General features: G+C 64.5%; 15 protein-coding genes. 2 read left to right on the top strand and 13 right to left on the bottom strand.

The window, feature by feature from the left end; genetic code table 11:
• Positions 1-19: 19 nt before the first annotated feature.
• On the bottom strand, positions 20-1,198 hold the full coding sequence (locus D3260_RS06825) for an MFS transporter (protein WP_120097829.1): 1,179 nt from the start codon (positions 1,196-1,198) through the stop codon (positions 20-22).
• A 223-nt stretch (positions 1,199-1,421) separates the two neighbouring features.
• On the opposite strand from D3260_RS06825, the gene D3260_RS06820 reads away from it, so the two are divergent.
• The gene (locus tag D3260_RS06820; RefSeq protein WP_120097828.1) at positions 1,422-1,982 is read left to right on the top strand and encodes an NUDIX domain-containing protein; all 561 of its coding nucleotides are present in this window, start codon (positions 1,422-1,424) and stop codon (positions 1,980-1,982) included.
• A gap of 184 nt (positions 1,983-2,166) precedes the next feature.
• Here D3260_RS06820 and aldA read toward each other — a convergent pair whose 3' ends face one another.
• From aldA to rhmD, 8 genes are read right to left on the bottom strand one after another with little or no spacing between them, the layout of a single operon-like run.
• Complete coding sequence (gene aldA, locus D3260_RS06815; protein ID WP_120097827.1) at positions 2,167-3,609, bottom strand: aldehyde dehydrogenase; 1,443 nt, start codon at positions 3,607-3,609, stop codon at positions 2,167-2,169.
• Positions 3,610-3,656: 47 nt separating this feature from the next.
• A complete protein-coding gene (locus D3260_RS06810) occupies positions 3,657-4,952 on the bottom strand; it encodes an MFS transporter (RefSeq protein ID WP_120097826.1) in 1,296 nt (431 codons plus the stop codon).
• A gap of 34 nt (positions 4,953-4,986) precedes the next feature.
• A complete protein-coding gene (locus tag D3260_RS06805; RefSeq protein WP_120097825.1) occupies positions 4,987-5,793 on the bottom strand; it encodes an HpcH/HpaI aldolase/citrate lyase family protein in 807 nt (268 codons plus the stop codon).
• A 19-nt stretch (positions 5,794-5,812) separates the two neighbouring features.
• The gene (locus D3260_RS06800) at positions 5,813-6,583 is read right to left on the bottom strand and encodes an SDR family NAD(P)-dependent oxidoreductase (protein ID WP_120097824.1); all 771 of its coding nucleotides are present in this window, start codon (positions 6,581-6,583) and stop codon (positions 5,813-5,815) included.
• 19 nt (positions 6,584-6,602) lie between these two features.
• Positions 6,603-7,661 carry an L-rhamnose/proton symporter RhaT gene (rhaT, locus tag D3260_RS06795; RefSeq protein WP_120097823.1) on the bottom strand — a complete coding sequence of 353 codons (1,059 nt, stop codon included), beginning with the start codon at positions 7,659-7,661 and terminating at the stop codon, positions 6,603-6,605.
• Positions 7,662-7,694: 33 nt separating this feature from the next.
• Positions 7,695-8,594 (bottom strand): amidohydrolase, encoded by a 900-nt coding sequence (locus D3260_RS06790; RefSeq protein WP_120097822.1) that lies wholly within the window; start codon positions 8,592-8,594, stop codon positions 7,695-7,697.
• The gene (gene rhaM, locus D3260_RS06785; protein WP_120097903.1) at positions 8,581-8,919 is read right to left on the bottom strand and encodes an L-rhamnose mutarotase; all 339 of its coding nucleotides are present in this window, start codon (positions 8,917-8,919) and stop codon (positions 8,581-8,583) included. The genes D3260_RS06790 and rhaM overlap by 14 nt, the downstream gene beginning before the upstream one ends.
• Before the next feature lie 6 nt (positions 8,920-8,925).
• Positions 8,926-10,110 (bottom strand): L-rhamnonate dehydratase, encoded by a 1,185-nt coding sequence (gene rhmD / locus D3260_RS06780; protein ID WP_120097821.1) that lies wholly within the window; start codon positions 10,108-10,110, stop codon positions 8,926-8,928.
• A 257-nt stretch (positions 10,111-10,367) separates the two neighbouring features.
• Between rhmD and D3260_RS06775 the strand changes: the two genes are divergently transcribed.
• Entirely contained in the window at positions 10,368-11,330 is a 963-nt protein-coding gene (locus D3260_RS06775) for a LysR family transcriptional regulator (RefSeq protein WP_199671393.1), read from the top strand.
• Between the two features lie 52 nt (positions 11,331-11,382).
• Here the strand turns inward: D3260_RS06775 and D3260_RS06770 are convergent, their stop codons facing one another.
• The 4 genes from D3260_RS06770 to D3260_RS06755 form a co-directional block, all read right to left on the bottom strand.
• A complete protein-coding gene (locus D3260_RS06770; RefSeq protein WP_120097820.1) occupies positions 11,383-11,922 on the bottom strand; it encodes a GNAT family N-acetyltransferase in 540 nt (179 codons plus the stop codon).
• A 444-nt stretch (positions 11,923-12,366) separates the two neighbouring features.
• Entirely contained in the window at positions 12,367-13,629 is a 1,263-nt protein-coding gene (locus tag D3260_RS06765) for an MFS transporter (protein ID WP_120097819.1), read from the bottom strand.
• On the bottom strand, positions 13,626-14,096 hold the full coding sequence (rimI, locus tag D3260_RS06760) for a ribosomal protein S18-alanine N-acetyltransferase (protein WP_233543991.1): 471 nt from the start codon (positions 14,094-14,096) through the stop codon (positions 13,626-13,628). Before rimI ends, D3260_RS06765 begins: the two co-directional genes overlap by 4 nt.
• Complete coding sequence (locus D3260_RS06755) at positions 14,093-15,004, bottom strand: uracil-DNA glycosylase (RefSeq protein WP_120097818.1); 912 nt, start codon at positions 15,002-15,004, stop codon at positions 14,093-14,095. Before D3260_RS06755 ends, rimI begins: the two co-directional genes overlap by 4 nt.
• Between the last annotated feature and the right edge of the window lie 7 nt (positions 15,005-15,011).

Here is a 15,011-nt window from a genome sequence, read left to right as displayed (position 1 = left end):
CGGCGATGGCCATGGCACATCAAGCGCTGTCGTGCAGCCCCCGTGTCACGAAGCCCAGCGCCACGAGCGCGCTCACGGCTGCACTCGCGAGGAAGACCGCGGGGATGCCGACCGCTGCCGCGATCAGACCGGCCCCGAGCGGTCCGGCGACCTGGCCGACGTATTGTGCCGACGTCGACCAGCCGATCACACGACCGATACCGGCCGGATCGCTGATCTGCTTCAGCCGCGCGCGGATACAGGGCAACGCGCCGCCGATCGACAGACCGAGCAGACAACGCAGGACGACCAGCGTGCTCGACCGGTCGACGAATACATGCGCCACGAGCCACACCGCCGACAGCCCGAAGGCGGCCGCCAGCACACGCTCGTAACCGATGCGGTCGGCCAGGCGCCCGGCGATCGACGACGAGACGACGCTGCCGAGCGCCATGGCCGACAGCGCCAGCCCGGCCGCGGCGAACGGAGTCTGCCCGCCCTGCAGGGTGCTGACGTAGGCATAGATGATCGGCTCGATCGATACGCTGACGATCATCACGGCCGCGGCAGCAACCAGCAGCCCAGCGTATCGCCCATCCAAGGCGGGCGACGGCCGCGTGCACGAGCGAGCGTGACCGGGAACGGCTTCCGGCCGGTCCGAGGTCAGGCCCAGCGTGGCGATGACATTGACGAGAATCAGCGCGCTGGTGATCGCGATCACGCCGCGCATCCCGATGCCGACCGCCAGAAAGCCACCGATCGCTGGCCCGGCCAGACTGCCGAGCAGGACGCTGGATGCCAGCAGGCCCTGGGTGAAACCGCTGTGTGTGCGGCTCTGCTGTGCCACGAGAATGGCCGCCCCCGAAGTGTAGCCACCGGCCGCGCCGACCAGGGCGCGCAACAGAAACAGTTGCCACACCGAGTCGGCCAGCGCGATCAGGCTCATACAGACAAACATGCCGCAGCTGGCGCGAATCAGATTGGGCTTGGAGCCGTAGCGGTCGGCCAATCGTCCCCAAACCGGTGCCAGCACCGCGGCCGTCAGAAACGTCACCGCATAACAGGCCGCGGAGGCGACATAGACCTGATCCGGCGAGTAATCGCCGAGCGACTCGACATAAGCCGGCAGGAACGGCATGAACACCGTCATCGCCACGATATTGATGAACGATCCGAAACAGCAGATCGCCAGATTCGTCGAGAATCGCGTGTCGCCCACTCTTGTTCTCCTTGCAGGGCCTGACTTGCACGGTTCGCATCACATCGACGATAGACATCGCCGTGATCGCGCCGGCGGATGCAGGCTAGGCGTGGACGATCGATCACTCAAATGAATTTGTTTCTGTCATCGATTCGGTTCTGGAATGACCGTCGGTCGGTGGCCTGCGGCATGGTCTCGTCGCGGCCGGGATCGCGTAGGATAGGCGCGCACTGGAGGAACCATGGATGACCGTCGCCGCTATTGCCCCGTCTGCGCCACCCCGCTGATGACCAAGCGCCTGTCCGGAATCGATCGGCGCGTCTGCGGCGATCCGGGCTGTGGTTTCGTGTTCTGGGACAACCCCATCCCGGTCGTCGCCGGTATCGTCGAGCACGAGGGCCAACTCGTCTTCGCGCGCAATGTGCGCTGGCCAAAGGGGATGTATGGCGTGGTCACCGGCTTTCTCGAGCCACGCGAAGAACCGCGCGATGCGGTCGTGCGGGAAGTCGCCGAGGAACTGGGGCTGGCCGCCGAGATCACCGAGTTCATCGGCGTATACGGTTTTGCCCGCAAGAATCAGATCCTGCTGGCCTATCACCTGGTCGGCCACGGCGAGATCACCCTGCCCGACGGCGAACTCGCGGAATACTTCCACGTGGACAAGGCCTGCGCGCAATACTGGCCGGGCGGAACCGGGCTGGCCGTACGCGACTGGCTGCAACGCCAGGGCTTCGATCCGCAGCCGCGCCAACTGCCGCCCGAGGTCGAGGCCTGGTTGAAAGCGCCCCCAGAACTGGACTGAACGGGCAGCGCTGCGCCGCATCCACAACCATCCGCGATAGCGATCGGCCGGCCCCGGTCATCGCGCGTCAGCGCAAACCGGCTGACGCTCGTGCCTGGCTGATGGACCGCCGAGCGCCGCCCGATGGCATGGTCGACAAGATACCCGGCAGACCATAACGGTCCGCCGAGCGACGACGCCTGTCTTACGTCTGGATATAGGCGACGTGTGTCCGGGTGTATTCGTACAACCCGTGCTTGCCGTCCGCGCCGCCGATGCCCGACTTGCCGGTGCCGGCGTGGAAGCCCTGCATGGCCTCGAAGTTTTCGCGGTTGACGTAAGTCTCGCCGTATTCCAGTTCGCGCACGGCCTTGAGCGCCTGATTGAGGCTGGCGGTATAGACCGATGAGGTCAGGCCATAGTCGGAGTTGTTGGCGAGTGCGATCGCCTCGTCCAGATCGTCGACGACCTGGATCGGCAGGACCGGGCCGAAGATCTCGTCTTTCATCACGTCCATGTCGGGCGTGCAGGCGGCAAGCACCGTCGGCTCGAAGTGATAGCCCTGGCCGACATCGGCCACGCGACCGCCGGTCAACACTTCGGCCCCGGCCTGTTTGGCCGAATCGACCATGCGCGAGACCTTGTCCAGGCCGGCCTGGTTGATCAGCGGGCCCATATCCACCGACGAATCCGCGCCCGGATCGCCGTAGCTGGTGGCCTGCATGGCCTTGGCGATCTTTTCCTGGAAGGCCTCGGCCACGCCGCGCTGCACGTAAACCCGCTCGGCACAGTTGCAGACCTGACCGTTGTTGATCACGCGCGAGTCCTTGATCGCCTGGACGGCCAGATCGAGATCGGCATCGTCCAGCACGATCGCCGGTGCCTTGCCGCCCAGCTCCAGGTTCACCTTGGTGATGTGGTCCGCGGCGTTGTGCATGATCGCCGAGCCGGTGCCCACGCTGCCGGTGAAACTGATCAGATCGACATCCGGATGGGCCGTAAGCGCGTTACCGGTGCTCGCCCCGCCGCCGGAAACAACGTTGAACACGCCCTTCGGCAAGCCGACGGTATCGGCCAGTTTCGTGAACTCGAAACAATTGTTCGGCGTTTCCTCGCTGGGCTTGACCACGATGGTGTTGCCGGTAACCAGGGCCGGCGCCATCTTGCGGGCGATGAGGAAGAACGGGAAATTCCAGGGCAGGATGCCGGCCACGACGCCGAGCGGCTTGCGAAACAGGAACATGTGCTCGCCGGGGCGATCGCTTTCGATGATCTCGCCCTCGATGCGTCGGGCCCAGCCGGCCATGTAGTCGAGATAGTCGGCGGTGAAGTTCACTTCGGTCTCGGCCAGGGCGCGCACCTTGCCCTGCTCGGCCACAATGACGCTGGCCAGATGATCGGCGTTGGCCCGTAGCTTGTCGGCGATCGCGGTGAGATACCCTGCTCGTTCGACCGCCGGTGTGGCCGCCCAACCGGCCTGCGCGGCGCGCGCGGCTTCGACCGCCCGCTGGACATCGTCGGCATCGGACTCCGGCACCCGTGACAACAACGCATCGTTCGCCGGATTGCGATTGTCGCGCAGCTCACCGGCCACCGACTCGACGAACGTGCCATCGATGTAGTTCTGGTAGGTCGTCACATCACTCATTGCGTTCTCCTTGCTTTGGTTTTGCAGTGCTGCTGCGGCCAGCGCACCTATCCATCCACCTTGCCAAATGCCGATGTCGCCCGCGTTTTCCCCGGCGCACCGCCGAGCCCGAAGAGCAGTGCGGCGCCGAGCACCGCGACTCCGGCCAGCGTTATCAGCCCGGCCACCTGATTGCCGAACAGCGCATCGGCACGAACACGAATCATCGGCGCCAGAAAGCCACCGAAGGCGCCGAACATGTTGACGAAACCGATGCCTGCCGCCAGCGCGGTCCCCGACAAAAGCCGGGTCGGCAGCGTCCAGAAGATCGGCTGGACCGCGATGAAACCGATCGCGGCCACGCTCAGCGCCACGATGGCGGCCAGCGGCGAGACAAGACCCGATATGCCGATGCCCAGTCCGGCCAGGAACAGCGTGACAGTCGCGGTCACGCGCCGCTCGCCGGTCCGGTCCGAGAATTTCGGGATGAGCCACGTGCCCAGAAGGGCTGCGAGCCAGGGAATGGCGGCGACCACCGAAGCCCGGAAGCCGACCTCGGTGCCCAGAAGGGCCGCGACCTGAGTCGGCAGGAAGAAGATCAGCCCGTAGACCGCGATCTGGATCGTCATGTAGATGATCGCCAGATGCCAGATGCGCGGCTGTCGAGCGGCATCGCGTATGCGGCCGGTCGCGGCGTCCGCCTTTTCGCCCGTGAGCGTCTCTCGCAGCACACGTTTTTCCTCGCCGGTGAGAAAACGCGCTGTCTCGGGCGTGTCATCCAGCCAGACGAACGTGAACACGCCTGCCACCACGGCCATCAACCCCTCGACAAGAAACATCCAGAACCAGCCCGGCTGACCGACAAAGCCGTGCATTTCCAGCAACGCGCCCGACAGCGGCGAGCCGAAAGTCAGCGCCAGGGGCGCGCCCATGTAGAACAGGCCCATGATCCCGGCGCGCTTGTCGCGCGGGAACCACAGCGAGGTCAGATAGATCATGCCGGGGAAGAAGCCGGCCTCGACCGCCCCGAGCAGCGTACGCACGACAAGGAATTTCGTCTCGGTATCGGCCCAGGCCATGGCGGCCGACAGCAGGCCCCACAGCACCGTGATCGTGCCGATCCATTTCTTCGCGCCCCAGCGATGCATGATCAGATTGGCCGGCATGCCGAGAAAGGCATAGAGCACGAAGAAGATACCGGCACCCAGCGCATAGACCTCGTTACTCAGCCCTGTATCGAGCTGATAGGCATCCTTGGCAAAACCGATGTTCGACCGATCCAGGAACGCCAGCACATAGAGCGCGAGCATGAACGGCACCAGTCGCCGACGATTCTTTGCAACGGCCCGATCGAGCGCCGTCATGCCGGAATCTCGTCTGGCGCGACCATCACGACCCTCAATAGGTCCGGCTTGCGGACCCGCCTGCCCCCGCGCGCTCGCCGCCGCGATGGCGTCTTGCGGTCGCACGTGCCGTATCCGCCAGCATCACGATATCGATGCCGGTTGCGATGAACTGAAAACCGGCCTGCCCGTAGGCATCGGCATCCGAGGCGGCGGGCGCCAGAATCCCGGCCGGCTTGCCGGCCCGGCGTGCCGCCTCCAGCGCCTGATGAATCAGTCGCTGGACGGTCTCGTGGCCGGGCGCCCCCGGATGACCGACGCTCGTCGACAGATCGGCCGGGCCGACGAATACGCCGTCCACGCCGTCAACCGCGGCAATCGCCTCGGCGTTCTCGACACCGGTTTGGGATTCGATCTGAACGATCAGGCAGATTTCATCGCGCGCTTCAGCCTGATAGTCGGCCACCGCGCCCCAGCGGCCAGCGCGAATCAGACCGCCACCGACACCACGAAAGCCCGCGGGCGGATAGCGTGTGGCCGCCACCAGGGCCTCGGCCTGTGCGGCCGTCTCGACCATCGGGATCATCAGCGTCTGCGCACCGATATCCAGCAACTGCTTGATCAGCGCCGGGTCGTGATTGACCGCACGCACGACCGGCGCCGTGTCGTAGGGCGCGATCGCCTGGAGTTGGGCCAGAATGCCGGGCACCGTGTTGGGCGCGTGTTCGCCGTCGATCAGGAGCCATTCGAAACCGGTGGTCGCCACGATCTCGGCGACGTAGGCACTGCCCGTGCCGAGCCAGCAACCGTGCACCGGTGCTCGGTCCAGCGCGGCGAGAAAACGATTCTTGGGATGTTCCATGGGGAGCTACTCCGCGAAATTACTGCAGATTCACGAACAGACCGCCGTCGACCAGCAGCGCCGCGCCGGTGACGTATTGCGCCAGATCCGAGGCCAGAAACACCGCCGGTCCGGCCAGGTCATCCGGCGCGCCGAGTCGGCCGAGCGGCGTGCGGCTTTCCATATAGGACCGCTTGTCCGTATCGGCCAGATCGGCGCGATTGATGTCGGTTTCGATCGTGCCGGGCAACAGGGCGTTGCAACGGATGCCGTGCGGACCCAGGGCCACGGCCGTCGATTGCATCAACGACAGCACGCCGGCCTTGGTGGGCGTGTAATGCGTCTGCATGCCGCCGCCGACCAGCGCCGAAATGGAGCTGACCGCGACGATCGCGCCGCCCTCGCCCTGCGCGACCATCTGGTTGGCTGCGGCCTGAACGGCGAAGAAAGCGCCGTTGAGATTGACGTCGACCGTCTTCTGATACGTCTCGCGTGGCATGTCCAGAAACGAATGGAACGGACAGATGCCGGCGTTGTTGATGAATGTATCCAGCCGACCGAAGGCACGGACGGCCGTATCCACCAGTCGCTGCCCGGTTTCGGGATCCTCCGCGGGTGCAGCGATCCAGGCCGATTTCACGCCGTGGGCAGCGATAGCCTCGGCGGTCGCGGCCAAGGCGCCGCGGGATTCGGGACTGTCCTCGGCACTGATCGCGACGTTGGCGCCGTGCTCGGCGCACTTGAGCGCGATGGCGCGACCGATGCCCTTCGATCCGCCGGTGACAAAGACGTTGCGATTATTGAGCAGCATGCGTTTTCCCGTCCTTTCGTTAACGCAGATAATTGCCGAAGCCGACCATCACCACCGAGACCAGGATGATCACGATGCCGGCCAGCAGTACTTGGCGATTGGTCCGGGACGTGCCCTGCCATTCCTTGAAGAACAGCCCCCACAGGCTCGACACGATGATGATGAACGACATGTGCAGCACCCAGGAGCTGGCGTCGTTGGCCAGTCTCGAAGCCCCCATGCCGTAGAAGAAGAACTGCAGGAACCACGTCGTGCCGGCGATCGCGCACAGCAGATAATTACGCACCAGCGGCGTGTCGGTGTTCACGTAGTCGGTGTAGCTGCGGTTGCGGATATTCATCGCGACACACCAGATGGCATTGGTCGTCAGTCCGCCCCACATGATCAACATGAAGGTCACATTGTTCTGGAACAGCGAGTTGGCGCCGCTGTCCAGGGCCGCCTGAGCCAGCGGGTGGCCGGCGTTGATGCCCCAGTTGAAGGCCGCCGACAACACGCCCGAGACAATCGCCACGGCCAGCCCCTTGGGCAACGAGAACTCAGCCACGCCGGCATACTTGTCGGCATCCGAGACCTCTTTTTCCTTCATCATGCCGGCCCGGCCGCAGACGCCGATACCGACCAGCGACACCACCACACCGCCGAGCACGAGCAGCCCACCGGTCGTCGAGAACATGTAACTCAACGTACCGGTCGTGGCGTCGGTGAACAGATCGCGATACAGCGGCGGCATGAGCGCGCCGAAGGCCGAGGTCAGGCCCATGACGATCGCCATGCCCAGGCTCAGACCGAGATAACGCATCGTCAGGCCGAAGGTCAGCCCGCCGACACCCCACAGCACGCCGAAGATATAGGTCCAGAACAGCGTGGACGTGTCGGCATTCGACAGGATCGAACCGTAGCCCGGGACCGTGATGAGTGCCGCGATCCAGGGTACCAGGAGCCAGGAGAACAGCCCGCCGAGAATCCAGAGGCTTTCCCACGACCAGCGTTTGACCTCCTTGTAGGGGATATAGAAGCTGCCGGCTGCAAAGCCGCCGACGAAATGCAGGAACACCCCGAGTAGCACGGCGCCCATGAAGCAATCTCCTCTGTTTTGTGTCTCGTCTTGTTATGTCGCGTCCAGGCGATAGACCCGGCGCGCGTTATCGGCGAAAAGCGCCGCGCGATCCGACGCACTCGCCCCGCCGAGGATCTCGGCATAGGCCGTCCAGATCGTCGGATAGTCGGCATAAAGCCCGTCGACCGGATAGTTCGAGGCGAACAGGCACCGCTCGACGCCGAACGTATCGATGGCCTGGAGGATCAGCGGCCGGATGCTGCCGTGCGTCCAGTCGTGATCGAGCATGCCGAACCCCGAGAGCTTGATCGTCACGTTGGCCCGTGCGGCCAGTGCCGCCAGCCCGTCGCGCCAGGCCCGCCAGCCGGCTGTTGTATGTCGATCGACATACATGCCGGCGTGGTTGATCACGAAGGTCACGTCCGGAAAGTCGGCTGCCAGCTGCGCGGCCGAGCCCATCTGGTCCGGATAAAGCTGCAGATCAAACGACAGGCCCTGCGCGGCGAGCTGTTCAAAACCGGCTCGCCAGGCCGGCTCGCGCATGTAATGTCGGCCGACGTAATCGAATAACGGATCGGCGTGCACGTTCAGGATCTGGCGTACGCCGCGCACCCGATCGCTGGCCGCCATCTGTCTTGAAAGCGTCTCGCCGACGTCCGGCGCCGACAGATCAGCGCCGACCACGAGCGCGCTGGGCAGATCGTGCGAGGCATCCGCGCCGGGTAAACCAGCCAGCCATTCGGTCTCGGCGACCGGATCGATGGCATCGGCCTCGACATGCACGACGGCCTCGATCTCTATATCGCCGGCCGCGGCACACAGCTCGACCGGCCCGAAATCCCGGGCCATCGGCGAGTAATCGCCGAGCAGATTGGGTTGGGGATTCTCGAGCCAGGGCTGGTTGCCGCGATCCAGCCGCCAGAAATGAACATGCGGATCAATCACGCGCATCGTCGCCCTCCTCGATCAGTGAAAAGACCGGCGTCAGCGGCACTTCGACCGGCGCATCGTCGGCTTCGGTTTCCATGATGTCCGCCATATGAGCCCACCAACGCTGCATGACGGCAGCCTGCGGCAAACCGTCGGCCCTGTGATCGTCGGCCAGGGTCATGACCGCGAACAGGGTGCCGGTCGTCTCGTCGCAGAAGATGCGATAGTCGATGATGCCCGCGGCTCGCAGCGCGCCCGCCAGCTCCGGCCAGATCGCGTCGTGCCGACGTCGATACGCGTCGATCTGGCCGGGATAGAGCTGCATTCGAAACGCCCGAACGATCATGGCCGATCAGTGCGTATAGGGCCGAGCCAGATCGGCATCGGCAGCGATCGTCACCCCAAAGCCCGGCGCGTCGAGCGCGCTGGCCTTGATGCGACCGTTTTCGGGCACCGGCTCGCCCTCCAGCAACGGCGTGAACATCGGCACGACCCGATCGGCCTCCGGCGCCATCATCAAAAACTCCGAGAACGGGCTGTTGTGGCGCGTGATCACGAAGTGATAGCTATAGACCGACGAGCCGTGCGGGATGACCAGCTTGTTGTGGGCATCGGCCAGCGCCGAGATCTTGATCAGCTCGGTCACGCCGCCGCACCAGCCGACGTCCGGCTGGATCACGTCGCAGCAGTCCATTTCCAGCAGCATCCGGAAGCCCCAGCGCGTGGCCTCGTGTTCGCCGGTGGTCGACCACATGCCGGCCGGCATGTTGCGGCGCAATGCCGCATAGCCCCAGTAGTCGTCCGGCGGCAGGGCCTCCTCGATCCATTTCAGGCCGAGTTCGGATGCGCCGTGGGCCAGGCGCGTGGCGTATTCCACGTTCAGACTCATCCAGCAGTCGAACATCAACCAGAAATCGTCGCCTACGCGAGCCCGCATGTCGGCCAGCTGTTCGAGATTGGCCTGCAAACCGGTATCGAATTCGGCCGGGCCGTGCTTGAGCGGCAGCTTGCCGCCGATGAAGCCCATCTCCTGGGCCAGATCGGGCCGCGCGCCGGTGGCATAGAAGGTCAACTCATCGCGTACCGGACCGCCGAGCAGGGCGTGCACCGGCTCGCCCCGCACCTTGCCCAGCAAATCCCAGAGCGCCAGATCCACGCCCGAGATCGTGTTCACCACGATGCCCTTGCGGCCGTAGAACAGGGTCGCGTGATACATCTGGTCCCACATCTTTTCGATGTCGGTGACCTTTTTTCCCTCGAGAAACCGCGACAGATGTTTCTCGACGATATAGGCCCCGATCTCGCCGGCCGTGGTCACGGCGAAGCCGATCGTGCCGTCGCTGGCCTCGATCTCGACGACCAGCGTGCCCAGCACGTTGAGCCCGAAGCTGCGGCGCTGCATGCGATAGGCCGGATACTTGCTCATGGGCGTGGCGATCTGGCCGTCGATCCAGTGGCCCTCGCCCTGATCGTGATAATCGGCCCCGCCACCGCGAACGGTGTAGGCACGCACCTGCTTGATGGTCGGCATGGCCATGAGCAACTCCTTATCAACGGCTTTTGGTTTTCTCGATGCAACGAGAAAACCAGCCGGCTTGCCCGAGACGCCAATACGCGCACGACACAAAGCAATGCATTTTTGTTATCGATAAACCAAAGCCTTGCCCAGCAGGCTTTGACAGGGGATGGCTCAATGCCGTCTTCAACCCTCTAAGACCAATGTCTCAGCCGCGATACGAGCAATAGCATGAAGGTATTGCTAAGTTCTGCGCGCACTTCTCAACGGGGCTCGTCGTGGCAGCCGTCTCTCAAACCGCCCTGCTCAATCGCCTGCGTTACAAGCATCTGTTGATGATCCGACTGCTCGACGAGCGCCGGAATCTGCATCGCGTGGCCGAGGCGATGAACATGTCGCAACCGGCGGCCACACGGATGCTGCGCGAGATCGAAACCACGTTCGACAGCACGCTGTTCACGCGCGAGGCGCGCGGTGTGGTCCCGACCGGTCTCGGCGAAGTGCTGATCGGCTTCGCCCGCAACGCCCTGACCCGCCTGGACCGGTGCGCCGGGGAACTGCAGCGGTATCGCGACGGTGACGGCGGCGAGCTGGTGGTGGGCGCCATCATGGGTGCAGCACCGGATCTCGTCGCGCGTGCGGTCATCGACATGAAACGCCAGCGCCCCCTGCTGCGAATCCGGCTCATGGGCGAAACCAGCGATCAGTTGCTGGATCTGCTGGCCCGCAGCCGGATCGACATGGCGATCGGGCGTTATGCCGCGGCGTTGCAACACAACGAGTTCGATTTCGAGCCCCTGGCCAATGAACGCATGATCGTGGTGGTGCGCCACGACCATGCACTGGCCGGCACGTCGCGGCTGGACCTCGCCCGTCTTCTCGAGGACTGGCCGTGGCTGGTCCAGCCGATGGCCACGCCGGCCAGACAGGCTTTCGAGAAAGAACTGGAACGCCGCGGCCTGGTCTCGCCACGCGATACCATCGAATGCGGCTCGATTTTCGCGGCCCTGCAACTGGTCAGGCGCGGCGACGGCATTCTGGTGATGAGCGAATCGGTGGTGCGGGATTATCTCGACATGGGGCTGATCGTGCGTCTGCCGGTCCAGCTCGACGAAGTGATGGCGCCCTTCGGCATTCTCACACGTCGCGGCGAAGCCCTGTCGACCTCGGCGCGCCAGTTCGCCGAGCTCGTACGCACGATCGCCGCCGACGAACACGACCACCTCGCCGGCAACGGGTAACGTTCGCGGCAGCCAGAGACGGCCACCAGCGTTTGTCGATACCGTGACGAGACTACGCGGCGTGCGGCGTCTTCAACCCGTAGATCGCATGATCGATGAAATGATCGTAGAGCCATTCGCGGTCGTGCAGTATGCCCTCGAGCGAAAAGCCGAGCCGCTCGGCGACCCGTCGACTGCGCTCGTTGTCGACCCCGCAACGGATCTCGATTCGATTGAGCCCCAGCGTATCGAAACCGTGGGCAAGATAGGCCCGGCAGGCCCTCGTCACGATGCCGCGGCCCTGGGCATCGGCAATCAACCAGTAGCCGAGCGTGGCCAGCCGGTTGCCGGCATCGATCTGGTTGAAACCGACCATGCCGACCAGAGCGTGGTTTTCGTAGATCGCCGTCTGCATTTGCCCGCCCGCATGGTAGGCCGCCTGCATCGCGACGATCGCGCCTCGTGAGTCATTCACCGACCGTGTGCGATCGACCCAGGGGTGCCATTGCCGCAAGTGGGTACGATTGGCATCGACGGCCGCGAAAAGATCGGGGCCATGTCGAGGTGCGACCAGGGTAAGCTGCAGCGCGTCATCGAGCGGATAGGCGAACATCGTCGAACTCCGAATCTAGGGCCTGTTATTAATCCGGCACCAAAACAGCTGACGACGTCAGCTGTTTTCAACGCCATCGAAAGAAACGCTGGCACTTGTCCGTCTTTTTATCTTCAATGGCTTCACGGCCGTTGGCCGTGGCGCGCGTGCTGTCGCACACGCGCGTTATCAACCCGAAAAATCATCTATTTTTAGGCCGGGTTAATAACAGTTCGCACGTGACCGCGTTGCCGCCCAGAAACCGGCCAGGCAAGGCGCCGGCCTTGGTCACACCAAGGTCAAGCCGTGCAACGCCGCACGGCCGGTTGTTGGACGCCACCCGACGGGACGGCGGTCATTTTCCGCAATCCGGCGTTGTCGTTCGCGACGCCAGAATGACGGCCGTACGCGCCCGATGCCTTGTCTTGCAAAAAATGAGCGCCGGCGCGGCGCACGCGGGACGTGTTAACAGGTCCTAGACTCCACGCGCGTCAGACACCATCCCCCCGCGATGAACAGAATGACCACGGAAACGATCGACAGCCGCGCGCTGCCGGAAACGGCGGCCACGACACCGACCAGCAAGGGCCCGAGAACCGCGGCGAACTTGCCGAGCATATTGTAGATACCGAAATACTCGCCGGCCTTGCCTTCGGGAATCAAGCGCGCGAAATAGGATCGCGACAGCGACTGCACGCCGCCCTGCACCAGCCCGATCGCCACTGCCATGGCATAGAATTGCCAGACCGCCTGCAGGAAATAGGCCCAGGCCGAGATCGCGCCGTAGACACACAGACCGAGATAGATCGCTTTTTTCGTATCCCAGCGCGCGGCCAGCCAGCCGAAGGCGATCGCCGCCGGAAAACCGATGAACTGCACGAGCAAGAGCGCCAATATCAGGCTCTCCTGACCGAACCCCAGCGAAAGTCCGAAGTCCACCGCCATGCGCACGATGGTGTTCACGCCGTCTATGTAGAGCCAATAGGCCAACAGAAACAGCCAGACCGCACGCTGGGCGAGAATCTCGGCCACCGTGACACGCAGATCGCGCAATCCGTCGATCAGCGCCCGGCCGATCGGCGCACGAGCCGCGCCGCGCGGTTCTCGTGCCAATCCGAAGACGGGCAATGAGAACAATGCCCACCAGACCGCCACGCTCAAGAACGACCAGCGCACCGCGGCCGTCCGATCGGCGAGGCCGAACATTTCGGGACGCAGCGTCATCGCGACATTGACAGCCAAAAGAATGCCGCCGCCCAGATACCCGAGGCCATAGCCAAGCGCCGAAGTCCGGTCATAATCCTCGGGCGAGGCCACGTCCACGATCAGACTGTCGTAGAAAACCATCGCCATGAAGAAGCCGATCGAGGCCAGCACGAACAGCGTCATCGCGCTCAGCCAGGCGCCCTGACCGACCCAGAACAACGCCGCCGTCGCCCCGACCGCCAGACCGGTCGACAGTCCGAGACCGGCTTTCTTGCGATGCCCGCGATCGGCAATGGCGCCGCCGACAGGGGCAAGGAACAGAACCAGAAAACTGGCCAGTGCGCTGCCGAGCCCGAGCTGCAGCGTGCTCGTCGCAGCCGGATAGTCGGCACTCCAGTAAGTCTTGAAGAATACCGGGAAGAAGCCGGCCACGACCGTGGTCGCGAAAGCCGAATTCGCCCAGTCGTAGAATGCCCAGCCCCAGCGGGCACCTGCGGAGAACCGGGGCGTCGATCGGCTCATGGCGTAATGTCCAGCGACAACAACAAGGCATCCTCGCGGACGGTTTCGCCGGGATAATAGCCGGGCCGCCGGCCCTGTTCGATAAAACCGTAGCGTGCATACAGCCGCCGAGCCGCGGTGTTCGAGGGGCGCACTTCGAGCATCACCACCGCGGCCGCTTCACGCCGCGCCTGGGCCACGAGCGAATCCAGCAGACGCGTGCCCAGACCACGGCCGCGTGCGGACTCGGCCAGACAGAGATTGAGCAGATGGGCTTCGCCCACCGCGATCGAAGCCAGTGCATAGCCGGCTAGCGGTCCATCGACGGGCTCGATCACCCAGGCGCGGTATCCCACGCGCAGGCAATCGCGAAAGATCCGCTCACTCCAGGGATAATCGTAGGCCGTGGACTCGATGCCTCGGACCGCGGCGATATCGTCGCGACGCATCCGACGGATCTGCCAGGTCTCATCGAGCCGCGCACTCACGAGTCCAGCGAGCCGATATGTCGGGCGATGCGCTTGAGATCGGCCCAGGCGCGTGCCTTCTGGTCGGGGCTGCGCAGCAGATAAGCCGGGTGATAGCTCACCAGCACATCGAGATCGCGCCGCGGATACCGATGCAGCGCGCCGCGCAACTTGCCGAGCGGCGTCTTGCAGTCGAGCAGCGTCTGTGCGGCGATCCGCCCGACCGCGACCACCAGCTTCGGCTGCATGAGATCGATCTGGCGTTCGAGCACCGGCCAGTCGGCTGCGACTTCGTCGGCATTCGGATCGCGATTGTCCGGCGGTCGGAACTTGCAGATATTGGTGATATAGACGTTGGTCTCACGCGAACAGCCGATGGCGAACAGCATTCGATCGAGCAGCTTGCCAGCACGCCCGACGAACGGCACGCCTTGTGCATCCTCGTTGGCACCGGGTGCCTCGCCGACGATGAGCACATCGGCATCGCGTGCCCCGATGCCAAAGACCGGGCGGCTTGCCCCGCGATGGTCCTGTTGGCCCAGCCAGGCTTCGAGTGCGTCCCAGCCCAGTGTGGCCGGGTCTTCGGAAGACGACGGGGGCGTCGGCCCGATGGCCGCGGCTGCCGCGTCCGAGGCGAACCGTGCCTCGGGCTCGGCTGCGGCCGACGACTCGGGCGCATGCGACGTGTCGATCGGCTCATCGGTCGCGCTCGGGGCGGCCATCGGGGGCTCGACCGTCGATGGCGGTTCGCCCGCTGTCTCGGCCGGGTCCGGTGCCGGGTCCTGCATCGACGGACCAAGCGCGGCGGCCGATCGCTCATCGGCCGCCTCGGCCGCACGCGCGAGGCCGAGGGTACCGGCATCGCGGATCCGCCAATCCGTCAGGCCCAGCGCAGCCAGTAGCGCCCTGCGATCGAGTGTTTCGTCCATCTGCGTC

It is taken from the genome of Salinisphaera sp. Q1T1-3 (assembly GCF_003602005.1).
Lineage (GTDB): Bacteria > Pseudomonadota > Gammaproteobacteria > Nevskiales > Salinisphaeraceae > Salinisphaera.
The sequence above is the reverse complement of the archived record's forward strand: the minus strand, read 5'-3'. Positions and strand labels throughout refer to the sequence as shown.